Genomic DNA, 22759 nt, shown 5'->3' on the forward strand with positions numbered 1-22759 from the left:
TGTAAGTGAAAAACAAATACCTAACGAGACTTAAGTAATTATTGTTTAAATTTTTAGGCCAATCACTACCAGCATCCGCCCGGTTTGGCCTTTCTCAGCGCGATAGGAGAAGTAATCTTCCTGGTTAATAACCGTTGAAAATGGGGACACGGTTATCTGCCCTTCTGGAACTCCGAAGTCGCTTAAAGGCTGCTTAGCAGCCGCTTTCAGGTCAATATAACTCTTTCCGCTGCGTAGGTTGTCGCGTTTAAAAACCGGTGCAAACTGCTCAGCTACGTCGGGGCCGACCTCAAACGAGCATTCATCAATACAAGTGCCAATGTAGGCATAGCAATCGGCTGCCGATGTGCCAAATTGTTGCTGCATAGCTCTGAGTGTTTTCACCACAAGGCCGCCAACGGTTCCGCGCCAGCCTGCATGGATAGCGGCTACAGCCTGATTCGCCTGGTCATAGATCAGGATCGGCACGCAGTCGGCAACGGTTACACCAACGAGCAGGCCCGGCTGGTTGGTGATGAGCGCGTCGTAGCCATCAAACCGCCCCGGCTGGGTCGCATACAGGATTTCGACACCATGAACCTGATGCGAAGAAGCCAGTTGAAAAGGTGTTGCACCAATGGCCTCAAAGAAACGACGCCGATTTTCGTCCACATTTGCCGGGTCGTCGGCAGTATTGATGCCCAGGTTAAGCGAGGCATATGGAGCCGGGCTAACGCCCCCATGCCGGGTACTTTCGGCAGCAATCAGGTTCGGAAAGGGCGAGAATAGAGCCGGCGTCTGGAAAGAAACACGCCCGGAGGCAGCAGTTATGGGCATACAAAACTTATTGGTTAGTCAAATTTGCAACGTAACGCACTACAATCCAACTAACCGTTTCCTCGGCTATCCTTAGTTTCCCGCCATTCATCCAATGAATCGACCGTTCCAGTAGTTTGCATTACATAGTACCAACTAACGCCTATATCTTTGTTTCACCAACCGGGAAGACCCCGGCAGCTTTTAAACTAAAAACAAACACATAAAATCATGAAAACGCTTGTCAAATCACTCGCTTTAGCTCTTTCTTTAGGTTTTGCTACTACCTCGGCCACCTTCGCTGATGTGAATCCCATTGGTCGCCCGGCGACTGTGTCTACCTTTAAAACCGGGATCTACTCGACTGTATCTGGTAAACTGGCTATCGCTCTCGACAAAACAACCGGCGGTACCGTCGATATTCGCCTGAAAGATGCATCGGGCAAAGTGCTGTACAGCCAGCATCTGGGCAAAAAAGATCAGATGACCCGCGTCCGGTTAAACCTGAGCGACCTGGAAGACGGCGTTTATTCTTTAGAGATTACGAACGGGGTTGATACGACCACACATAACGTGACCATCGCTACCAACCAGCCTGCTACGCCCAATCGCATTGTAGCCCTCAATTAATCAGACCATATGGGCAAGGCCCACCATCATTCACCTCTAACAAAACCCCCGCTACTGGCAATCAGTAGCGGGGGTTTGCCTTTTGTAATGGGGGTGGGTCGCCGGAGCGGTAGAAACCCTCGATTGTTCATTTATGATTGCGGGTTTCCACCGCTCCGGCGGCCCACCCCCATTACAATAACCCCGGACGCAAGCCGGGGAGTTTAAAATCCCGCAGCCTGGCCGTCTTTGCGGGAATCGGTGGCACCGTGATAAACTTTGTTTTTGGCATCGTACATAATGGCCTGATAACCGCCGTAGAGGCCAAGTTCATAACCTACTTTGTGATCGTTTAGCATTAGCGCACGGATGGTTTCGTAGGGATAGCCAGACTCCAGCGTAATTATGCCCGAATCCATCATTTTCTCGCCCGTTGGCTCCGACGACCCCTGATGGTCGATCCGGGGTGCGTCGCCTGCCTCCTGCGGGTTCATGCCAAAGTCAATCATGTTCATAATAATCTGGACATGACCCAGCGGCTGAAAACTACCGCCCATCACCCCAAAACTCATAAAGGGGGCTCCGTCTTTCGTTATAAAAGCGGGTATGATGGTCTGAAAAGGTCGTTTATGGGGGGCGTAGGTATTATTTTGCCCATCGGTCAGGCTGTAGAGTTCGCCCCGGTCCTGGAACATAAACCCCAGGCCGTCGGGCACCATGCCAGAGCCAAAGCCCCGGTAGTTGCTCTGAATCAGCGAGACCATATTACCTTCCTCATCGGCAACAGTAAGAAAGATGGTATCGCCCTGTTTGAGTGCCGGATTGCCCGCGTCCACCCGGCTGGCAGCCCGGCTGGGGTCGATGAGTTTACGTCGTTCGGCTGCATAGGGTTTTGAAATCAATTCCCGAACCGGAATTTTGGCGAATGCCGGGTCGGCATAATATTTGGCTCGGTCCTCAAAGGCCAGTTTTTTGGCTTCCACAAACCGATGAATGTGTTCGGGGCTTCCCCAGGGCGTTTGCGAGAAATCATATCCTTCCAGAATGTTCAGCATCTGCAACGCAGCAATACCCTGGCCGTTGGGCGGCAACTCCCACACATCGTAGCCCCGGTAATTGGTCGAGACCGGTTCAACCCAGTCGGAGGTATGATCAGCTAAATCTTTCGCACTGAGGTAGCCGCCCATTTTTTTCATGAATGCGTCGATGGTGCGGGCAATGTCGCCTTTATAGAACGCATCGCGGCCACCGGCTGCAATTTTTTCGAGCGTATTGGCCAGGGCTGGATTTTGGAACAGGTCGCCCCGTTTGGGCGCTGTTCCGGTGGGCGCGTAGGTTTCCTTTACGTTCGGATACTTGCTAAAGCGGTTAATCATGCTGGCCCAGTAAAAGGCAGCTTCATCGTGGACGGGATAGCCCTCGCGGGCGTAGCGGATGGCATGAGCAAGAATTTTGGGCATGGGCGTCCGGCCAAACCGTTTATGAAGTTCAAACCAGCCATCCACACAGCCCGGCACCGACACAGGCAGGGGGCCATACGACGGGATGTGCGTCAGTCCCCGTTTCTGAAACTCGGCCAGTGTCAGGCTATACGGCGACCGGCCCGATGCATTCAGCCCGTAAAGTTTTTTGGTTTTGGCATCCCAGACAATGGCAAACAAATCGCCCCCGATGCCGTTCATGTGCGGTTCTACCACCCCTTCCATTGCATTAGCCGCAATGGCAGCATCGATGGCATTGCCACCTGACCGGAGCACGTCGATGGCGGCCTGCGTCGACAGTGGGTGCGATGTGCAGGCCATACCATGCCGGGCCATAACGACCGCCCGCGTCGCAAAGGTTTTACCACTCAGCCGATCCTGAGCCTGACAGAAGAACCATAAACTGCTGGCTAAGAGCACACAGGTGGCAGATAGAACGTCTTTCATGAAGAGGAGGCTATTTCACGGTAAATTAGAAAAAGCAACAACAATCTTCACTACGTAGCCATAGAATTTTCAACTCCAGGGCGATGGTCCGCCACAGGACGGTACTATTTTTTGAATTCGCCCTGAATAGGGTTGAACGGCCCGAACTTAGGCTGCTGTTCTTACAAGCCACTCATCATGCTGGCCCTTACGTCTGTATCAGCCCACTTCACGGCCTGACTCAACAGCTCCTGCGTTTGCTGCGCTTTGTTGGTAAACCCCTGTCCTGCCTGCGCTTTATGAAGTCCTGCCAACGCCCAGCCATTGTGTGGAAATACGGCCAAATCATCGGCGAATACGGTTTCAGCTTCCGCATAGCGTTTGGCCTTCAGGAGAACATTACCCAGGTTATGGCGCACTGAAAAAAACCAATCCGGCGGCTCGTTATAGTTTAAACCATCTTCCAGCGCAACGGCTTCCCGCAACAGGCTAACGCTGGATGCTACATTTCCCTCCTGCGCCAGAATTTCGGCTTTCAGGATTCGACGGGCAATCTCCAGTATGGAACGCATTGTATTGACTGGCCAAATGGTCAATTTAGCCATATCCGGGTCAGCAGTCAGTTTATCGAGTTGTTGCAGTTCCAGCCTGGCCTGAGGGAGTTGATGCTTGCCAACCAAAGCCAAACCACGGGCGTAGTGCCGAATGGCGGTTGGATAGGTCAACCTGACCGTATCAGCCTGGCACATACGAAGAAGTTCATCCCATCTGGCAAACTTGATGGCTACATGATATGGAATCGTATAGTAATGCTGAAGCGTACTCCAGCCTGGCTCGGCCATCAATGTTTTCTTTGTATTTTCGGCTACCTTCCAGGCCGATGCCATGGCCCATTGGTAGTTGCCTTCGAGCGTAGCGGTGGCTACCAGAAAGTGGTAATTATGGGGGAAATAATTCAGCGGAAAAGCACCCTGTGCATAAATGCCCATCAAATATACACTATCTACTTTCACGGACTGCCAGTTGCTTAGTGAGCCTTCATGGTAGTCGCCGGTGCGGATGTAAATGTGCGAAGGCATGTGTACTAAATGGCTGGCTTTCGGGGCTACCTTACTGAGTATGGCCGCACTCTTCAGCCCCCGTTCTGGTGTTCTGGATGCTTCTACCGCGTGAATGTAATAGTGGTTAAGCGCAATATGGTTGGGGTTATGCACCAGCAACTTTTCCAGTGCAGTGATGATGCCGGGTGTCCAGGACTTCGCCCGACCATCATGTTCCCACAAGTCCCAGGGATGCAGGTCCATCAACGATTCGGCGTAGAGGGCGGCTATGTCCGCATCGTCGGGGAATCGTTCGTGAACCTGTTTCAGCGCATTGGAGTAGGCAATATCATAAGGCTTGCGGTCATCGACGGGCCGGGCAGAATAACGTTTTGTCAGGGCATTGATTAGCGCCTTTTCTTTATCGGTACAACTGCCCGACAGTTGACTCGCTCGCCGGACGGCGGCATAAGCCCGCTCGTAATTATCGGGTTCCATGCCTGCGTTATAGTTTGGCCCCAATACATAACTAAAGCCCCAGTATGCCATAGCGCAGGTTGAATCCAGCCGGGTCGCTTCATAGAATGACCGGGCGGCTTCGGCGTGGTTGAAGCCAACGGCCAGCATAAGCCCCTGATTAAAATACCGCTGAACTTCCTGGCTCCGGGTGGTAATCGGGAAATTCAGGTCGCCCAGGCTGTCAAAAAGCTGGGCCTTCTGGCCCGAACTATACCAGGCTTTGTCGATTGGCTCAGTCCGGCAGATAACCTGAGCAGTCGTTTGATTACCAGTGGTTTCCTGCCGGGGTTGACAGGCCGTTATCAATCCTAAACCAGCCAGTATCCAAACAGGCCAATAGCGTGCTTTTTGAGTTTGCAGGTCAATAGTCATTTTCATGATAAAAGGAAGGGAGGTTTAACAGAGAGCTGATGACTTGTTAGGGGAGATTTACCTCGCAATCAATTGCTTTCGATATTGGAGCAGTGACTTACCAAACTGACTCTTAAACACGCGGCTGAAATGCGGTCCGCTCTCGAAACCACTTTCCTGCACAATGTCACTAATACTTTTCTCCGTAGTTCTCAGCAGCACTTCGACGTATGTCAACCGCTTCTGCATGAGTCATTCGCCGGGTGTCGTATTGACAATACGTTTGAATTCCCGCTTAAATGTAGGCAAACTTTGGTGAGCCAGTTGAGCAAATTCCCTGAGCGACAGGTTGTACATAAAATTCGTCTCCATGACGGTGTACAAACACGGACCAGGGTTTATGGCCAGCTTGCCGAGGTAGGCTACTAACGGCTGATTACGAGGTTCGGCCAGAAGAGACAGAAATAACTCCCGAAACCACTCTTCCAGCATGTCTTCCGCCGGTGCTATTTCGCTAAAGCAGGCCAGCATACGTTCCGACAAACGGTTGATTGTCTCATTGGTTTGCAGTTCGTAAATCTGGTCAAGGGCATGGGCTGGCACTTCCTTTTGTTGATGAATTCGCTGGTAATCGTTACTGAGTCGTTGCAGATAGCCGTCCGGGATGAGATGTTCATAGACCGCCAGCCATCATCCAGATAAAGCTCCTGATTAAAAGCCCCTGTTTGTGGTTGAGGGCATCCTCGGCCTGTGTCCTCACAGGACGCTTGTACGTAATGCCCATTAAAACGGCCTGTGAGGACACAGGCCGAGGATGCACCCGCTTACCCAAATGGACCGATTATTAACCACAAAAATTGTCTGACAACCAATTAACCTTAAGCGGATAGTGCCCGTTCTGACTGCAACTGATTCTGCTTCCGGTAATGCAAAGGCGAAATGCCAAACTTTTTTTTGAACACCCGACTGAAGTGGGAGCCGTTCTCAAAACCGCTGTCAAAGACAATATCACCCATGCTCTTCTAGGTTGTGTTGAGTAGGACAAGAGCGAAATTGAGCCGCTTCTGAACAAGCGTAACAGGCAATCAGCAGGTCTTTGCAGGCAAACTGCCGGTAGGTCTCCGGTTGGTATTTCAGAAAGTCGTATCTATTCGTCATAGCCAGACCAGAGGAGATAACTCATTGATTAATAGAACAAAAATAAACCGTATTAATGGCCCGGACTTTGTTGTGCAGCTCAATTTATTGCCTGTGAAGGTCAAAATAAACTGGACGGCTACACAAGTTGTTTGAGTAAGACTTACCGGTTTCGCAGCTTGCTCCTGAAAAAAATTATTAACATATTCGCAGATAATAGTAACAAGTGCTATTGCGCCTGTGCATTCACTCCGTTATGGCTAAGCCCGTCTATCAGAACTACATCCTGCTGCCCAAAGCCGGGAACCGGTTTTCAACAGCTTTAGAAAACTCCGGCACGCAGGCCGTATTTGACCGCCTGAAAACTCATGCCCGCTTAGACACTATTTTCGAGGGCGACCTGCCCGATGAGGCCGTTGTTCTGGACTCAGCGGGAAAGCATGGCGCCAAACTCATTCGCCTGGCAGAAGCCGACCTGCCCGAGCTACGGGCACAGTTGCCGGGCTTTCGGATTGTGCCCGAAGTGTTCTACTTTCCCCAACGCTGGCAGCAGGAAGTCAGGAGCAAACCCAGCGCATTGGCTAAGCAGGTCAGCACCAGCGTCAGAATTTTTCTCAAAGAAACGAAAACGAATAAACCTGTTGCTGGAGCCGTCGTCGTGGCATTCACGGATTTCGAGCAGCGCGAGGGGGAGCAGGCCACCTCCGACGCGCAGGGGGTCGTGCGGTTCAAAAGCATCGGGAACCGGCTCATCGACCAGCTTTATGTGTATCCAAAAGCGGGCTACTGGAGTTACTGGCGAAAAAAGATGACCGTCAAAAACAACGATACGTTTCCCATTCAGCCCATAAAGCTCGGCTACACCGATGCCAGGAACTTCTTCTACCCTACCCTACCGGGATACGATGCTGGCGGGTAAGGGCGTAAACGTGGGCGTCATCGACACGGGGGCCGGGCCGCACCCCGACCTGGTTCTTGCGGGTGGAGCCAGTACCGTTACGGGCGAAAACCCAGCCGATTTTGCCGATGTCGACGAGCATGGTACCCACGTATCGGGCATCATTGCCGCACGGGGCACGCCACCCACCGGGGTTCGGGGCGTTGCGCCGGGGGTTAATCTGTTCGCCTACCGCGTGTTCAGTAAGAACAGCGAGGGAGCGTCCAGTTTCGCCATTATCAAAGCCATTGAGCAGGCCGTGGCCGATGGCTGCGATTTGATTAACATGAGCCTCGGCGGTGGCCCAGCCGATGATGCCACCGAAGATGCCATCAGCTTTGCCCACGACAACGGCGCCGTGTGTTTTGTGGCGACGGGTAACGACGGTCGGCAGCCGGTGAGTTTCCCCGCTTCGTATTCCCTTTCGCTGGCCGTGGGCGCTATGGGCCGCAAAGGTACGTTCCCGGCAAACACGACCGATGCGCCCAATACGGCCGCTCCTTACGGCACCGACAAAAAGAATTTTGTGGCTGCTTTTTCAAACATTGGCCCTGAAGTCGATTTTATCGCGCCGGGCGTAGGTATTATCTCGTCGGTGCCGGATGGGTATGCGCCCATGAGCGGCACCTCGATGGCCTGCCCTATGGCAACGGGCGTTGCTGCCCGGCTGCTGGCTGCCGAAACCGGGATTCTGGCCATGCCCCGAACAGCCACCCGTGCCGAAGCTATTGTGCGTCTTCTGGCCACTAAGGTCAAAACGCTGGGGGTCGACCCAATCTTTGAGGGCACTGGAATGTTGTTTCTCTGAGAATTGTTCGCTAACTATGCAAACAAGTCTCAACTCAATGACAATCAGAGCCATGTCTCAGGAGCGATATATACTTAATTTCAAGGGTAGTCCACCCCTGCCCGCCGACGATATGCGCCTGATCCGCTCAAAAACGCATTTGGTCGATGCAGGCCGGAAAACATTGCTGGTGGAGGTCAACGAAGAGGAAGTCATCTACGAACTGGCCCGCAAACTCCCCGACTGGACCGTTAAAAAAGAAACGCAATACACCATTCCAACGGTGCGTCCAGCCGTGCGAAAGGCCCCAAAATAAGATCAGGCAAAATCTACCAGCAAAGCCAGTTTCGGACTATCGAAACTGGCTTTGCTGGTACTATACCGTTCTGTCAGTTAACCTGGTTTTAGGTTACAATGCACCTGCGAGTTTGTTTTTATTCTATATTCAAGAAATTTTTGCCTTTTAATCATTGGTCCGAAAGCCTAAACGATTTTTAGAAACCGTTTAGGTTTGTTTCAACGTACTACATGCTGACGATACACTCCTTACTCTCGCCGACTGCCTGGCCCGACGTAGCCTCCGACACTCATTTTTGGTCAACCCTGTCCAGGACCCTGCTGCCTTCTTACGTGAATACCTGCCGATGGTTTGCCGGTAAGGCACGCCAGCAAACCGGTTTTGCCGCACGCACGGTGCATACGCTCCCTTTAGCTGATGGCAGCGTAGCGTACCTGCTCATTCTGGAGGCTGCTTATAGCGATGGTATTCCCGAAAATTACCTGTTGCCCCTATCGTTCATTGCCGATCACTCCGCGCATACATTAACCTTCCAGACAGCGGATATTCCCGAAAAAGGACGTATTGGCGACATCACGCTGGGCGGGCAGGCGGGCATTCTGATCGATGCGATCTACGACGAACGATTCCGGCAGGCGTTGTTTTCGGCCATCTACCAGAACCAGACGGTGCCCCAACCCAATGGACAGCTCACCTTCCATCGGGGCAGGGGACTCGACGAGGGCGATGAATTGCTCACCTCCCGCGTGTTGCCCGTCGATTCGAGCAACTCGGCCATGACGTTTGGCGACAAATATTTTCTGAAACTATACCGCAAGCTTTTCCAGGAAACCAACCCGGAAGTCGACATGGTGGCTTTCCTGACCGATGAAAGCCAGTTTCCCCATATTCCGGCCTTTGGCGGCAGCATTGTCTGGCACCGCCCCGACGCGGAGGTAACGCTGGGCATGGTGCAGCGGATGGTGCCAAACGACAAAGATTCGTGGATGCAAACCGGCGACCACCTCAACGACTTTTTGTACGGCGTGCCGCAGCGCATGTTTGCCATTCGGGAAGACGTCTTTGAAAAAGTTGAATTGCTGGGCCGCCGAACGGGCGAAATGCACTGTGCGCTTTACAAACCAGTTCGGGAGGGTGTTCCCTCCGACCCGGCCTTCGCGCCCGAGCCCTTTACCGATGAGTACCGCCAGTTTTTGATAAGCCGATTTGACGATCTGCTGGAACGCCGGTATGCGCTGCTCATCGATAACTACACTAAACTCGATCCGCAGGCGCAGCGGCTGGCCTGGGTGTTTATGGAAGCGAAAGAAATGATCGAAACGTTCATTACTGATTTTCGCACCCGCCCACTCGACTCGCTGCGGATTCGGATTCACGGCGATTACCACCTCGGTCAGGTGTTAGCCACAGAAGATGATTTTGTGATGATCGATTTCGAGGGCGAACCCGAAAGCAGCATCACCGACCGCAAAATCAAGCACTCACCCCTGAAAGACGTTGCCGGCATGATTCGGTCGTATCATTATGCCGTTTCGGCCAAACTCTTTAACTCAGCCGAAACCGACACCCTCGACCCCGATCATTTGCAGCGCGTGTCCGACCGGTGGTTCTACCTCATTCGCGACACGTTTTTAGATGCGTATTTAGACGTTTTCGGCGCACCGCATCCGCTCTTTAAGAACAACAGCGAAATCAACTTTCTGCTCCTGATTTACCTCCTCGAAAAGGCAGTCTACGAACTGGGCTACGAAATCAGTTACCGGCCCTCATGGGTAAAAATTCCGCTCAAAGGTATTATCGACGTTGTGCGTGAAATTGAGAAAATACGCCTGAGCGATGGCAACCCGGTGCCCGACGTACCGATGCTGCAAACGGGTTTGCTCCAGTCGAAAACTAGCTGAATCTGATTGAGAAAAGTCTTTTAAAAATCCCCATAATCCACCTGCACGCACGTCAGGCCGAGTGTCCGTCGCCACATGTCTACCACCTGCTGGCGGTCGTCAACGACAAACTCTACGTAGTACCGCCCGGCAATGTGTGCGTCGAATAGTTCGTGTTTCACGATAGCATCTTTGCGGTTATCGCTTTTGGGGCGCATGAACAGTTCATAGTCGGGTGTTGGCGTGGCGTCGGCTTGCCAGCCGAAATGCTGATTGAGCCAGGCCGTTGTTTCGGGCCGACAAACGGCATCCCGGCCCGAGAAGAATACGATGGCATAGCCCGACGCCCGCATGGCTTTTACCAGATTGATAATAGGCCACTTGGGCGTGTCTACCCCTACCTTGTGCCAATCGAAAGGGGAGCGATCACCCATTTGTGCCACCGTGCCGTCGATGTCGACCAGTACACAACGGGGCAGCATTTCGTTCTGTTTACGCTGAAAAACCGGATCACGGGTCAGAGTTTCGGGTCGAAATTTAAAGTTCTTTTTCATAACAGCTACCTGTTCGGCCTGCCGCCGGATAACGTCCTCGCCCACCGAGTCGGTCCGCTCACGGTCGCGCCGGACGCACTCCTCTACGGGTACGTCGAGCAACTGATAGCTTATCGACACGGCATCGAAATGAGCAGCCAGCAGCCGCCGAAATTCATTAAGGTAACTCAGTTTTAAGTTCGTGTTATCAATCAGGATATGCCAGCCTCGTTCTAACCCATCCAGAATAGCCGTTTTCTGTAATTCATTAACGATGGTTTCGATTCGGTTCTTCTCCCGGTCGGGCCAGGTTTCCCAATACTCCCGCAGAGATACGGATAACAAACTCCGCCGGAGATCGTCCCGGTTAACGCGCAGCCAGTTTGGGGTTTGGGAACAGAACTGCCGGGCAAAGGTCGATTTGCCACTGCCACTGAGGCCAGTGAGAATTAAGACTTTTTTCATGCTTCACTAACAGGAATTTGTTGATCAACAAAGCCCGGCGTTCGGGTGAAAGGCCGGGCTTATCCTGGTTAGAATGGGTGCAATGATACAAATTTGGCATTAATGTTAAACAACCTTTTCCCGGATTCGAAGCGAAACTTCTCCCCGAAACCGCCTGCTGAAATAGACGAACGACCCGATTACCAGCACGATATATAACACGGCCATGATGTAGGCACCGTACATAAAAAACTCGCGATAGCTGATGGTTGCCTGCCCGAAGTTCTTGTATAACAGCACCGCCACACTACCCAGATACCCGTACCAGTCGGCCAGTGTCACGATGAACCCCACCGTGCTGACGTACCGAAACGACGCAATCAACCGCTCGAAATACAGGCCGTTGCAGGGCACATAAGCCATGTATAGCCCCATGCCCGTCAGCAGAAACCAGTTGCCAGGCGAGAGGGCGCCGGTCGAGTACGCGTAGGTGCTCAGGCCCACCATTGCCCCGCCCGCCAGCATGAGGCCATTGAGCAAGGCAAACGCCCGGAAATTATCGGTTACGCGCTGGAGCAGGGCCATCACAATCAGAATGCCCACGGCCACCATCGTTTCGGTTTTGGCGAAAATGCCGGGATTGTCGACGCCCGCGTCGCGCAGAATTTCCGGGCCAAAATTATCGCGGAAGTCGCGGAAGGCCGACAGCAGCACGTAGGACAGAATGAGCAGCATCAGCCCCGGCCCGAAGTTCCTGACGAAGGCCCGGCGTTCAGTGCCGTCCATCGGTTTGCGTTCGGTACGGAGGACGCGGTCTTCATCGGTGGGCGGGGGCAGCAGGGTCAGGGCGTAAACCGATAACAACATCGGCACCACAAACAAACTGCCCGTTACGAACGGCAGCCAGAACTCCGACACACCCCAGTCGGCTTTAATGGTGAGCGCCACGGTTTTGACGAAGCCCGACGCGAAAATAAACGAAGCGGTCAGTCCCGCTACCAGCCCATCGGTTTGCCGTCGCCCTTCCAGAAAGCCAAGCATCGTGCCATAAACCATGCCGAGCGGTAATCCATTCAGAAACAAGAAGATGATGTTCCACGGAGCCGGAACAAGCGCGAATCCCAGCAGTGCCAGCAGCGCAACCCCCACAAACCCCAGCAAACTAATGGCCCGGTGGCCCGGCGACATCTCCGACACGACCTTTACGCCAATGCCTTTGGACACGGCATAGCCGAACACCTGCGCCGTGACGAGCCAGATTTTATAGCTGATTCCGGCGAACACCATGCCCTCAAACGTAACAGCGGTGATGCCCCGTCGAAAGGCGTACATGCAGGCGTAGGTGCAAAAGGCGGCTGTAGCGCCGAAAAGCATGAACGCAGTGGGATTTCGGAGGAAACGCATGTAACGTATGGGGTTATAATTCGCCAATGGCTTCCAGTACTTCTTTCACAATCTTCGGATGCAGCTATCAAACTAATAGAACACTGATTGGTATGATGGTTATGATTAATCATTTTTAATCATAACCATCATACCAATCAGCGTTCTATTAGTTTAAGTAGTAGCAATTTCTTCTTTCGTGAGCGTCTCCAGATATAATTCGATGGCTTCCTGAATATTCGTCCGAGCCTCCTCAAACGTGTCGCCCTGGGACCGTGACGACGGGCCGCTGACAGCCTTCTAATTGTGGACAAAAGACGTAATAACCGTGTTCATCTTTCTCGTAAATCACGTTGACGTTATACCGCATGATTTCTATTTTTTCGCAAGTTAAAACAAAATCGGGCTTTACGGCTTCCGCTTCGTTTTTGGCTTGTTCGGGGTCTTTTCGCGTCGGTCGTTGTCTTCCTCGGCCCGGCGTTTCTGCATGGTTTCGGTGCGGTCCAGTTCCTCCGATTCCGAAAACGCTTTCCAGTCGAACTTCTCGTCGAAGGGGTCCAGCGCTTTCTGCGGGTCAAAGAGCCGCACATCGGCGGGCAGGGCGCGGAAAGGCGTAAAATCGGGTTGGTCAGTGAACAGATCGGCCATATCGGTAGCCCCGGCATCGTACTGGTTCAGGTAAGGAATGCCCAGGATGTTCCAGAACGTTTTGAACACACTCCCGAAACTGTAATGCACATGACCCACATAATTTCGTTTGACGTAGGGCGAAATGGCCAGCATCAGGCTCCGGTGCGCGTCGATGTGGTCGACCCCGCCCTGCGGGTCGTCTTCGACCACGAAAATAGCCATGTTCTTCCAGTAGGGCGTTTGCGACAGAAACTCAACCACGCGGCCCAGGGCAAGGTCATTGTCGGCCATGTAGCTCTCCGTGAACGGAAAACCCGCTTTTGGCCGGGGATTCGTGCCGTGATCGTTGGGCAGCATCAGCGTAATAACGGAGGGTAACGATTTACCGTCCCGAGCCGTCGGACCGTTCCACTTTTCGTTAAATTCTTTCATGAACACGTCGGCCCGGAACTGGTCGGGAATGGCCATGTTATAGGTTGGGAATGTGCGCGAAGAACGGTCGAACAGGGGCGCGGGAAGCGGGTAATTGATGGTGTATTTTTCGCCGATGTATTTCATCGTGCTGTCGCTGTAGGTCCCGGCCATTTCGACCCCGAAGCCGAAGTTAAAAAAGTCTTTTTTCCAGCGTTCGAGGTGTTCCCACATGGAGCCGCCTTCGTTGTAATCTTCGGGATAAATGGAACCCGCCGAGCCGTAGAAACTCAGGTTTCCGGGGGCATTGGAGGAGTCCCGTAGCGAACGTTTGCCGCCATAAGCAGCCGCCGTCCCGGTTTCGACCCATTCGTTGGGGTAGGTATTCACCAACCAGCGGTGGCCATCGGCAGAGACATCGGAATCGCAGTAGAAATTGTCGGACATGGCAAACCGCCGGGCCAGCGCGAGGTGGTTAGGCATTACATTCGCTTTCTCGACGGTTTGATTGCCGCGTCTGCTCCGCACCGTCACCCCCACGCCGTAGCGGGCCAGTGTGGAGTCGTTTTGGCCGTTAGGCATCTGCCCGAACACCTCGTCATACGTCCGGTTCTCTTTGGCAATGAACACGATATGTTTGATGGGAGAACCTCCGTTCGGGGACTCTTTCTGGCCCGCAAACGCCGGTATTGGATTGCTGGTTTTCGGAATGTCGGCTACGGATCGAATCGTGAAATTATTTCGAATGACCTGCTCAGTTTCCGCTTTCAGGTCAGCATCGGTCGGGATGTCGATAACCGACACCGTACCGTTCATCAAACTGCCGATGTAGCTTCCCTGCGCCCCAAGCGAAAAAGCCCTTCCCCCATTTGGGCCGCTGCCGTAGCCTTTTGCATTGGCCACGATGAGTTTTTTAGTGTCTAAACTTACTTTCAGCTTCGACGGAAACCAGCCGGTCGGAATATGCCCCATGACCGTCAGCGTGGGCACATCGACCACGGCAACCGCATTGATACCGGCTTCGGCCACAAACAATCTTCGCTTATCGGGCGCGAGTGCCAGCCCGAACGGAATCACTCCGCGCAGTTTGCCGAGCCGGGCATCGGGCGAGAGGGCAATGTTTTTCACGACCGCATTGGTTTTTACGTCAATTACCGACACGCAATCGTTGTTGCCATTGCTCACGAACACATACTGCTCCGTAGCCACTACCGAGTTCGGACTTGACCCGCCCACCGCCGGAAAATCCTCGACCATCTGCCCCACCAGAAAACCCGTTTTGACTTTCGCCACTACAGCCGGAGCGCCTGTGTCCAGCTTGAAACTCCAGACCGAGAAGGCTTCGGGTGCGTTGGGGTCGCCGAGGGCTGGAATACCTTTTTTAGCGTCGCCTTCGCGCATTTCTTTCGACCCGTATTTCGAGGCCGGGTAATCGTGGGCGGTGCGTTTGAGGTCTTTCCGGTCTAAGTCCGTAAACGGTTTATACTCAAAAACACCCACGTTGGCCACGTAAGCCGCCTTCTCATCCGGCGAGAGTGTAATGCCGAAGGGGTAGCGGCCCGTTGGCACATTGTGGAGAATTTTCCTGGTGGCCACGTCGATGACGACCATACGGAAGCCAATCTGGTCGAGGGCGTAAAGCGTTTTACCATCGCGGGTGAGTGCCATATCGCCAATGTAGCCGTGCGAAAAGTCAGCGGTGGCATTCTTCACGCTACAGTTGATACTACCGGCGGGTTTGCCCGTTGCCAGGTCGAAGAGAAAAATTTTATTGGTTTGGCCCCCAGCCACATACACCGTTTTAGCTTCTGGCGAGATGGCTAATCCCATAAAACACGCTTCCAGAATACCATTGTCGGTTTTGACCCCTTCGGGCACCTGCCGAACGCTGGGATTTGCACCAAGCACATCGCCCAGAATTGAAATCGAAAACGGATTGATACCGGAGTTAGCCGTAACGACTGTTTGCCCGTCTGGGCTTAGCACTAATCCATACGGGTGCGGAGCGGTCTGAATCTGCCGGCCACGCGGGGTGATGAACCGCCCGTTGGGTAAAACGGTCCGGCCTGCTTTGTCGATGTGGGTGTACTCACTACCCGCCGGTGCCGACATCACATAACGCGGAGTTGGCTGAGCGAAGGCATTTAGGGTCAGGAAAAAAAAGAAGAGAATCGGGCGCATTTGGGTTAATTATAAGTTTGTTCCGCTTTTCTCTCACCCTTTGTAAGAAAGTCCGGGGTGAGGGTTGATCACCAGGTCACTAACGCCGAAATCCACGCACTTCGCCCAACGCCATCAACGCCGGACCCATGCGTTCGGTAGGCTTCGTTGGTCAGGTTTTGCAGTTCGGCACTCAGCGTTACCGCTTTCCAGCGGTAGCCGCCGTTCAGGTTCACAATCTGCCAGGCGGGGGTACCGCCTTTGGCAATTCGGTTGTCGTCTTTGTCGCCCTGGGCCAGTCGGGTTTGGTCACCAGCCCAGAGTAGTTCGGCCCGCAGCCACCAGCCTGTTAGTGGCTGGTAAGTCAGGCCCACGCGACCGTTACGGGGTGGAATCCGGCGAAAGGGTTCATTAGCCGTTACATTCTGCCCAAAGGTGTAGGTTGCACCGGCATAGGCCAGGAGGTTAGCAACTACTTCATATTCAGCATCGGCTTCAAGTCCCCGAATATACGATTCAGCACTGTTTTGCTTTAGATAAACCGGGTAGCCCTGAATCGAATCGGTACCGGCCCGAACGCGGCTGATGAAATTACTCAACCGGTTATCATACGCCAGCAGCGTTGCTGATAAGCGTTGCGTTCGGATTTTTACGCCCACTTCTTTGGTAAACGACCGCTCCGGTTGTAGGGTATTGTTGGGTACTTCATACCGAAAATCAACAATGCCGAGCGTTCCGAAGTCATCAACATTCGGTGCGCGAAACGCCGACTGCACCGAGGCCACCAACCGCACCGCAGGCACCACCGCAAACGATGCGCCCACATTGCCGACGAATGCCGATGGCCGGATGACCGCTTCGCCAAGCGTTTGTTCGGGTGTTCTGATCCAGAACGCATTGTACCGTACCCCGCCGGTTAGTGTCAGCCGGTGGAGCGTCAATGTGTGGAGCGAAAACAGGGCCAGGCTGTTCATCGAAGCCCGGTCAGGGTATAAACCGCGTTTCGCTACAGCGACCCTGGTTTGAGCATTAACGTCTTCGCGCGTGCTGCGAACCCGGTCCAAATACCACTCCACGCCATTCTGCATCTGCCAGATGCGGTGCGGAGTGGCTCTGGCCAGCAGGGTCAGGCCGGTAGTTGTGGTTTCGTCACGCTCATACACCGCTGTCGGGTTACCATTTTTCTGGCTCTGGCGGCCCTCGGTCTGGCGTTGCCACGAGGCTGTTAGCTGGACCGATTCGAGGAAAGGCCGGCTGTAAAACCCTTCGAGCCGGGCGTAGGTCAGTTGCCGCCGTTGCGGATTGAACTGGTAGTAGGCATAATTTTCCAGCCGAACCCGGTGATAGACCGGCACACTGTCCTGCTTCAGATTCTGATAGGCAACCGTTGCGATGAGCCTGTTGGAGAGCCGGAACCTTGCTTTCACATCGCCCGAAAGCTGGTTATAGCCGGTGGGTGTTTCGCGGCCCAGTCCCTGCCCTGCCATCAGATCACCGAATTTTCGGTATGCCAATCCGCCCAGAACGGCAAATGAAGCAGACGAAAACCCCAGTTCGGCCCGGCCCGTGTATTCCATGTCCTGCGTTGTGGCTTTGGCAAAAAGACTACCGTTAGCCCCAGGCTGGTCTGTAAACTGCGGAGTTTTAGTCAGTACATTAAGAACGCCCCCGATGGCATCGGAGCCGTAGGCCACCGAACCCGCACTGCGAACGACTTCAATTTGATTAATGCTCTGCGGGTCAATGGTATTGAGGTATTGATTGGGACCAGAGCGGAAGGTGGCGTTGTTGAGCCGGATGCCATCGACCAGTAACAATGTCTGCTGACCGGTCAGCCCCCGCACAAACGGCGAGCCTCCGCCATGATTGGTCTTTTGCAGGAAAATGCCTGTTGCCCCGGCTAACGCTTCAGGAACGGTGCGGGGAGCGCGCTGGCGAAGGTCGCGGGCGGAGAGCACTGTTGTCATTTCGGGACGGACAAAATCGGGAGTTTCTGTCCGTTGCGTCGTGGTTACAATCTGCTGATTGAGCTGAATGACAACGGGTTGCACCTGAATATCCGTATGCAGGTCTGCCTGATTCATCACCCTAATTACCTCATCAGTTATTCGGTAGCCCACTGAACTAATGCGTAGTGTGTAACGCTCTTTGGGCAGGTTACGGAAGATAAAATGACCCTGCGAATTGGTTATAGTGCCCTGGGTTGTATTCAGCAGACGCACACTTACACCAGCGAGCGGCAAACTCGTTCGGGTGTCACGAACGACGCCTGTGAGGGTTTGCCCGTTGCAAAAAACACCCATCAACCAAAATAAAATTGTGCACAGCCTGCCCATATCAACATGTTTACGATTTATCCTGACTCTGCTCAATACCCGTCATTTTGCTGCCGGTAATGTTCGGCCCGCTGATCGGCGCGGTCATCCATCTCTGGCCCCTTCTGGATTTTGCGCCAGTCAAAGGTCTTATTGTAGGGCTTCATGGCCGCTTCCGGGTTAAAGATGCGGACGTCGGGCAGCACTGCATCGTAGGGCCGGACGTCGGGTTTATCCGTGAAAAAATCCTGAAGCAGCGATGCTGTCAGATCGTATTGATTCACGTAGGGAACGCCAAGAATGTTATAAATCACTTTCAGGATCGAGCCGAAGTTAGCATGGGTATGCGACACGTAGCCTCGCCTGACATACGGCCCGGCCATCATCAGAACAGAGCGGTGTGCGTCGATATGGTCAACACCCCCCTGCGGATCGTCTTCGGTGATAATGACGAGCATGTTCTTCCAGTACGGCGTTCGCGACAGGAAGTGCAGCATTCGCCCAACCGCCAGGTCGTTATCGGCCATGTAGGAGTGCAGATAGGGATAACCCGCCTGAGGGCGCGGACCAGCGCCGTGGTCGTTGGGCAGCATGACCGTGAGGAGTTGGGGCAGTTTCTCTTTAGCTGGTTTGCGGGTAGTGGGCAACCATTTTGCCGCGAACTCCCGCTCGAACTGGTCCATTCGGAACTGGTCGGGAATGTTGGTGTTGTAGCCCGCAAAATTGCGTGAGGTGTGCCGAAACGCAGCAGCAGGCATTGGAAAAGGCACCGGATGCGCCGTTCCGAACGTTGTGTCGAACGGCTCTTCGGAATTACCGGCAAACTCGTTGACCTGCCCAAAGTTATAGAACGACACGTTGTTCCGCTCCAGGGCTTCCCATAAGCCGCCAATCTCGTTATAATCTTCGGGGTCGATGGCCCCCGATGCCTTCGGAAACCGCCGACCGGGGGCTTTGGAGAACGCATCGAACCGCCCCGCCGACGCGGCATTCGCTTCGACCCACTCGTTCGGAATGGTACCCATCATCCAGTGGTGGCCATGAATACTGGCGTCGGAATCGCAGTAGAAATTATCCGAAAACGCAAATTGCCGGGCCAGCCGGGCGTGGTTGGGCATAATATCGGCGGCTGCAATGCGAATTGTATCGCCCTGCCGATCCGTTGTTCGACCATCGACGGCCCGGTCGGTGGCGATGCGGTTTTTCACGGTTACACCCACGCCAAACCGGGCCAGCGTCGAATCGCCCTTTCCGGTGGGCAGTTGGCCCAAAACCTCGTCATAGGTCCGGTTTTCTTTGGTAATATAAACAATGTGTTTGATGGGGGTCTGGCCGTTCGGCGATTGGCGGGTCCTGGGCAACAGGGGCAGCGGATTCCTGCCATCGTCGGTGAGAGTAACGGTCTGGTAGGTATTGGCGAGGACTTGTTTGGTATAGGTAGCTAAACGAGCTGCGTCTGGAATGGGTATAGCCTGGAAGGTTCCTAACTGAATATCACCAATGTATGTCCCCTGGGGTGGTTTCACAAAGCCCTGCCCGCCGTTTGGCCCGGCTCCGTGCCCCCGCGCCGACGTTACGTAAAGCATACGCGCCGGTCCGTGGCCATGGACCGGCGACAAGGCCACGCGGGTTGGCCCCCAGCCGGTTGGAATCAGGCCCCTTATTTTACGAGTCGACACATCTACGATTGCAACGGCATTAAACGCTAACAGCGCGACATACAGCGTTTTTTCATCTTTTGTTAAGGCAAGTCCAAACGGCATCAGGCCCCGGTAGCGGTCGATTTTAGAGTCGATTTTTAATGGAATGGCGGGCAACAATTTCCGGTTTTTGTAGTCAATTACCGAAATATTGTCATTCGTCGCATTGGAAACGTAAGCGTACCGACTTCCCACCACCACCGAGTTGGGCGAGGAGCCGCCAACGACCTCGGCTTCTTCAATCATGGCACCAATCTGAACGCCGGTTTTAAGTTTGGCAACAACCTTGTTGTTCGCTAAATCGACCATCCAGACGCTCATCGCTTCGTCGGACAGGGGGCTTCCCAGTCCTGGAATGCGCTGCCCATCGATGACAACGCCCTTAACAGATTCTTTCGTGTGCGCTCCGTAGGCCGGAAACTTCAGCATCATGGTGTCTTTATTGGTCGGCGTTACGCCCGGCAGTTTAGGGTACGAATACAACCCCACATTGGCAACAAACGCTGTTTTTCGGTTGGGGCTAATGGCCAGACCAAAGGGTTGCCGCCCGGTCGGGATAGAGGCTGTTATCTGCTTCGTTTTCAGGTCGATACGCACCAGCCGGAAGTTAGCCCGGTCGAGTACCAATAGTTCATCGCCATTCAGCAATAAATCCGATGTGAAGCTGTCGGTGTATCCATTGCCATCGAGCGAAATACTGTCGGTAGTACGGAGTTGGTCAGTATCGAAAACGAGCACCCGGCCTTTGTCGCCGTTGCTCAGATAAACCGTGCGGTTGTCTGCTGCGAAGGCTACGCCCAGAAAGGAGCCATCTTTTAAAGCTGCTGGCATGTTACCGGCATAATCGGGAATGCGGGTAGCCCGTAAATCACTGAGGTTCAGCACCGTCAATACGCCATCGTGGAGCGACACGGCGCGTTTGCCATCGGGCGAGATAGCCAAACCGAACGGGTCGTTGGTCACGCGAATTGTTCGACCCGCCGGGGTCACGTAGCGGCCACTGGGCAGCACCGATTTTCCGGCGGTATCTATTCGGCAAAATTCTGCCCGGCCCGGCACCTGTAGGGTCGTATAGGTTTTAGGCTTCGGCTGGGCGAAGGATTGTAGCGAGCAAAGAAGGAAGAAAAGGGAAAGATGTTTCATCGCTGGCGTAACGGAATGACGAATTATTTTTTTCGCAATTCATCATGGGTGCAGGACGAGTTTATTTTTAACGGGTCCAACGGCCAATTTTTCTGACAGGATTACCGCCGGGCCGACGTTCGGATTTTAGTTGAACAAACAGCCTGTTCATTCGAACGTCGGCCCGGCGGTAATCCTGTCAGAAAAGATATACTTGTCCTACATCATTCATCACTCGCCAGCCCCGGCCATCATGCTGTCAACGACTGCCAGATAATGCGCTAAATCGGGGGTTGGCAATCCGGGGATTTTGGCCCGCTCATCCCAGCCACGAAGTTGCAGAATACCTTTAAAATACGGATTGGTTTCGAACGCCAGCGCTTCGCCCCTCGTCATAGGGCCGCCCTGAAACTCCAGTGTTTTTAAACTCGCATCTGATAATCGGGCAAAATAATCGGGGTTTTTATACACCAGATAGCGTTTGGCATTCACATGATTTTCAATGAGTTGCGCTACTTTCTCCGAAAAACCCTGTTCGCGCAGATAGTCGGCCCCTAATTTCTCATGGTCGACGGTGCCGTAGCCATCCATGTATCCCGTCGTGGATTCGACATTGGCCAGTTCTGGGGGCAGCAGATGCCCAATGTCGTGGAGTAAGGCGGCACTGATGGTTTCCTGATCAGCCCCGGCCTGCTCGGCTAACAGAGCGCATTGCAGCGCGTGTTCGAGTTGGGTTACCGGTTCGCCAAAGTAGGCATCGTCTCCGCTTTGGGCAAAGAGAGCAGTAATTGTTTCCATATGTGTTTTGAGTAGCCCACTAAAGAATCAAAAACCTCATGGGTCTTAACTATACTGCAAATACGTTCGCTCAACAAAACCATCGTCGTATAAATCAAGGAGGGCATACCCGGCTTTGGTTTGTTGGTAGGTATCACTCGTCCACCAGTTACCACTAACGGCTCCGCTGCAGAGGTAAGCCACACCATTATAATCGACGCGGTCGAGCAGGTGTGTATGCCCGCTCAGAGCCACTTTCACATTTGGGTACTGGTAGAATAAGTTAATCAGTTCGGCGGCATCCGTATGCATTAGCCCATCCGGGATAACCATCTGCTCTTTTTTCTGCAATTTATCAAAAACTAACACCGTGCTCGTCAGAATCGGAACGTGCGAAAGCACCAGTACGGGCGTTTTGGGGTCTGTTCTGGCTAAGTCAGCTTTCAGCCAGTCCAGTTGCTCAGGGTCGATGAAAGCCGTGTACCAACTGCCATCTCCTTTCGGCTGAACGCTGTCGAGAACAACAAAATGCCAGCCACTGCGGTCAAACGAGCGATATCGGCTGCTAATCTGCATCTGCTCAATGGCCCATTTCTTGCCGTAGAACGGGTCGGTTTTGGCACGCTCGAACCCCCATACATCATGATTACCGATGCAGTGCTCAATGGATAGCGAGTTGTCGGCCTTCACAACCTGATGCCAGACATCCCACTGTTTCTGCACCTTGTCGCGGTCCTGCGCCAGCGCGTCCATAATCGTGTCGCCCCCGTGCAGGATAAACGCTGGTTTGTCGGCCTGATTCTGGAGGTGATGGAAGCATTTGGCAATGCTTTCCATCGGCTTTGCCTGGGTCGTAATGTGCGTATCGCCGATGTAGGCGATACGCACATTACGCTTTCGGTCAGGATTTGGCGTGGCGACCGTACCAACCCCAGCAGCAATTGGCAGTAGGGAAGCCGTTTTGAGGAGTGTTCGGCGATTCATGAGTAAGCAAAAAAGGCCTATACGGTATAAACACCCTATA

The 22759-nt window shown here is 53.5% G+C and carries 18 protein-coding genes; 5 read left to right on the forward strand and 13 right to left on the reverse strand.

Going from position 1 to position 22759, the window contains the following annotated elements; translation table 11 throughout:
- Positions 1-45: 45 nt before the first annotated feature.
- The gene (gene pgeF / locus ACYVI1_RS24540) at positions 46-816 is read right to left on the reverse strand and encodes a peptidoglycan editing factor PgeF (RefSeq protein WP_460913496.1); all 771 of its coding nucleotides are present in this window, start codon (positions 814-816) and stop codon (positions 46-48) included.
- 210 nt (positions 817-1026) lie between these two features.
- On the opposite strand from pgeF, the gene ACYVI1_RS24545 reads away from it, so the two are divergent.
- Positions 1027-1425 (forward strand): T9SS type A sorting domain-containing protein, encoded by a 399-nt coding sequence (locus ACYVI1_RS24545; RefSeq protein WP_460913497.1) that lies wholly within the window; start codon positions 1027-1029, stop codon positions 1423-1425.
- A 203-nt stretch (positions 1426-1628) separates the two neighbouring features.
- On the opposite strand, the gene ggt is transcribed toward ACYVI1_RS24545, so the two are convergent.
- From ggt to ACYVI1_RS24570, 5 genes are all read right to left on the reverse strand, one after another.
- Entirely contained in the window at positions 1629-3221 is a 1593-nt protein-coding gene (ggt, locus tag ACYVI1_RS24550) for a gamma-glutamyltransferase (RefSeq protein ID WP_460913795.1), read from the reverse strand.
- Positions 3222-3493: 272 nt separating this feature from the next.
- Positions 3494-5248 (reverse strand): tetratricopeptide repeat protein, encoded by a 1755-nt coding sequence (locus tag ACYVI1_RS24555; RefSeq protein WP_460913498.1) that lies wholly within the window; start codon positions 5246-5248, stop codon positions 3494-3496.
- A 51-nt stretch (positions 5249-5299) separates the two neighbouring features.
- On the reverse strand, positions 5300-5470 hold the full coding sequence (locus tag ACYVI1_RS24560; RefSeq protein WP_460913499.1) for a helix-turn-helix domain-containing protein: 171 nt from the start codon (positions 5468-5470) through the stop codon (positions 5300-5302).
- A gap of 3 nt (positions 5471-5473) precedes the next feature.
- Positions 5474-5908 (reverse strand): helix-turn-helix transcriptional regulator, encoded by a 435-nt coding sequence (locus tag ACYVI1_RS24565; protein ID WP_460913797.1) that lies wholly within the window; start codon positions 5906-5908, stop codon positions 5474-5476.
- Between the two features lie 191 nt (positions 5909-6099).
- A complete protein-coding gene (locus ACYVI1_RS24570; protein ID WP_460913500.1) occupies positions 6100-6237 on the reverse strand; it encodes a helix-turn-helix domain-containing protein in 138 nt (45 codons plus the stop codon).
- A 377-nt stretch (positions 6238-6614) separates the two neighbouring features.
- Here ACYVI1_RS24570 and ACYVI1_RS24575 point away from each other — a divergent pair, with 377 nt between their 5' ends.
- From ACYVI1_RS24575 to ACYVI1_RS24590, 4 genes are all read left to right on the forward strand, one after another.
- Positions 6615-7277, forward strand: coding sequence for a hypothetical protein (locus ACYVI1_RS24575; protein WP_460913501.1), 663 nt, complete (start codon positions 6615-6617; stop codon positions 7275-7277).
- Positions 7225-8103: a S8 family serine peptidase gene (locus ACYVI1_RS24580; protein WP_460913502.1), complete on the forward strand. Its 879-nt coding sequence runs from the start codon at positions 7225-7227 to the stop codon at positions 8101-8103. Before ACYVI1_RS24575 ends, ACYVI1_RS24580 begins: the two co-directional genes overlap by 53 nt.
- A gap of 16 nt (positions 8104-8119) precedes the next feature.
- Positions 8120-8398 (forward strand): hypothetical protein, encoded by a 279-nt coding sequence (locus ACYVI1_RS24585; RefSeq protein ID WP_460913503.1) that lies wholly within the window; start codon positions 8120-8122, stop codon positions 8396-8398.
- A gap of 212 nt (positions 8399-8610) precedes the next feature.
- Positions 8611-10281 carry a putative maltokinase gene (locus ACYVI1_RS24590; RefSeq protein WP_460913504.1) on the forward strand — a complete coding sequence of 557 codons (1671 nt, stop codon included), beginning with the start codon at positions 8611-8613 and terminating at the stop codon, positions 10279-10281.
- 20 nt (positions 10282-10301) lie between these two features.
- Here the strand turns inward: ACYVI1_RS24590 and ACYVI1_RS24595 are convergent, their stop codons facing one another.
- The 7 genes from ACYVI1_RS24595 to ACYVI1_RS24625 form a co-directional block, all read right to left on the reverse strand.
- Entirely contained in the window at positions 10302-11258 is a 957-nt protein-coding gene (locus ACYVI1_RS24595) for a phosphatase domain-containing protein (protein WP_460913505.1), read from the reverse strand.
- Positions 11259-11363: 105 nt separating this feature from the next.
- Positions 11364-12641: a DUF5690 family protein gene (locus ACYVI1_RS24600; protein WP_460913506.1), complete on the reverse strand. Its 1278-nt coding sequence runs from the start codon at positions 12639-12641 to the stop codon at positions 11364-11366.
- A gap of 387 nt (positions 12642-13028) precedes the next feature.
- Complete coding sequence (locus ACYVI1_RS24605; RefSeq protein ID WP_460913798.1) at positions 13029-15773, reverse strand: bifunctional YncE family protein/alkaline phosphatase family protein; 2745 nt, start codon at positions 15771-15773, stop codon at positions 13029-13031.
- A gap of 137 nt (positions 15774-15910) precedes the next feature.
- Positions 15911-18124, reverse strand: coding sequence for a TonB-dependent receptor (locus tag ACYVI1_RS24610; protein ID WP_460913507.1), 2214 nt, complete (start codon positions 18122-18124; stop codon positions 15911-15913).
- A 65-nt stretch (positions 18125-18189) separates the two neighbouring features.
- Positions 18190-20979: a bifunctional YncE family protein/alkaline phosphatase family protein gene (locus ACYVI1_RS24615; protein WP_460913508.1), complete on the reverse strand. Its 2790-nt coding sequence runs from the start codon at positions 20977-20979 to the stop codon at positions 18190-18192.
- A 210-nt stretch (positions 20980-21189) separates the two neighbouring features.
- Positions 21190-21756, reverse strand: a complete 567-nt coding sequence (locus ACYVI1_RS24620) for an HD domain-containing protein (RefSeq protein WP_460913509.1) — start codon at positions 21754-21756, stop codon at positions 21190-21192.
- Positions 21757-21801: 45 nt separating this feature from the next.
- Positions 21802-22719, reverse strand: coding sequence for a metallophosphoesterase family protein (locus tag ACYVI1_RS24625; RefSeq protein ID WP_460913510.1), 918 nt, complete (start codon positions 22717-22719; stop codon positions 21802-21804).
- Positions 22720-22759: the final 40 nt, after the last annotated feature.

This window comes from Spirosoma areae (assembly GCF_054781775.1).

What these genes read in the sequence shown, in the direction of transcription:
- ACYVI1_RS24545 (WP_460913497.1), top strand. Translation starts at nt 1,027, where the DNA reads ATGAAAACGCTTGTCAAATCACTCGCTTTAGCTCTTTCTTTAGGTTTT.
- ACYVI1_RS24600 (WP_460913506.1), bottom strand. Translation starts at nt 12,641, where the DNA reads ATGCGTTTCCTCCGAAATCCCACTGCGTTCATGCTTTTCGGCGCTACA.
- pgeF (WP_460913496.1), bottom strand. Translation starts at nt 816, where the DNA reads ATGCCCATAACTGCTGCCTCCGGGCGTGTTTCTTTCCAGACGCCGGCT.
- ACYVI1_RS24555 (WP_460913498.1), bottom strand. Translation starts at nt 5,248, where the DNA reads ATGAAAATGACTATTGACCTGCAAACTCAAAAAGCACGCTATTGGCCT.
- ACYVI1_RS24615 (WP_460913508.1), bottom strand. Translation starts at nt 20,979, where the DNA reads ATGAAACATCTTTCCCTTTTCTTCCTTCTTTGCTCGCTACAATCCTTC.
- ggt (WP_460913795.1), bottom strand. Translation starts at nt 3,221, where the DNA reads ATGGCCCGGCATGGTATGGCCTGCACATCGCACCCACTGTCGACGCAG.
- ACYVI1_RS24595 (WP_460913505.1), bottom strand. Translation starts at nt 11,258, where the DNA reads ATGAAAAAAGTCTTAATTCTCACTGGCCTCAGTGGCAGTGGCAAATCG.
- ACYVI1_RS24605 (WP_460913798.1), bottom strand. Translation starts at nt 15,773, where the DNA reads ATGTCGGCACCGGCGGGTAGTGAGTACACCCACATCGACAAAGCAGGC.
- ACYVI1_RS24610 (WP_460913507.1), bottom strand. Translation starts at nt 18,124, where the DNA reads ATGGGTGTTTTTTGCAACGGGCAAACCCTCACAGGCGTCGTTCGTGAC.
- ACYVI1_RS24590 (WP_460913504.1), top strand. Translation starts at nt 8,611, where the DNA reads ATGCTGACGATACACTCCTTACTCTCGCCGACTGCCTGGCCCGACGTA.
- ACYVI1_RS24570 (WP_460913500.1), bottom strand. Translation starts at nt 6,237, where the DNA reads ATGGGTGATATTGTCTTTGACAGCGGTTTTGAGAACGGCTCCCACTTC.
- ACYVI1_RS24560 (WP_460913499.1), bottom strand. Translation starts at nt 5,470, where the DNA reads ATGCAGAAGCGGTTGACATACGTCGAAGTGCTGCTGAGAACTACGGAG.
- ACYVI1_RS24625 (WP_460913510.1), bottom strand. Translation starts at nt 22,719, where the DNA reads ATGAATCGCCGAACACTCCTCAAAACGGCTTCCCTACTGCCAATTGCT.
- ACYVI1_RS24620 (WP_460913509.1), bottom strand. Translation starts at nt 21,756, where the DNA reads ATGGAAACAATTACTGCTCTCTTTGCCCAAAGCGGAGACGATGCCTAC.
- ACYVI1_RS24580 (WP_460913502.1), top strand. Translation starts at nt 7,225, where the DNA reads ATGCCAGGAACTTCTTCTACCCTACCCTACCGGGATACGATGCTGGCG.
- ACYVI1_RS24585 (WP_460913503.1), top strand. Translation starts at nt 8,120, where the DNA reads ATGCAAACAAGTCTCAACTCAATGACAATCAGAGCCATGTCTCAGGAG.
- ACYVI1_RS24575 (WP_460913501.1), top strand. Translation starts at nt 6,615, where the DNA reads ATGGCTAAGCCCGTCTATCAGAACTACATCCTGCTGCCCAAAGCCGGG.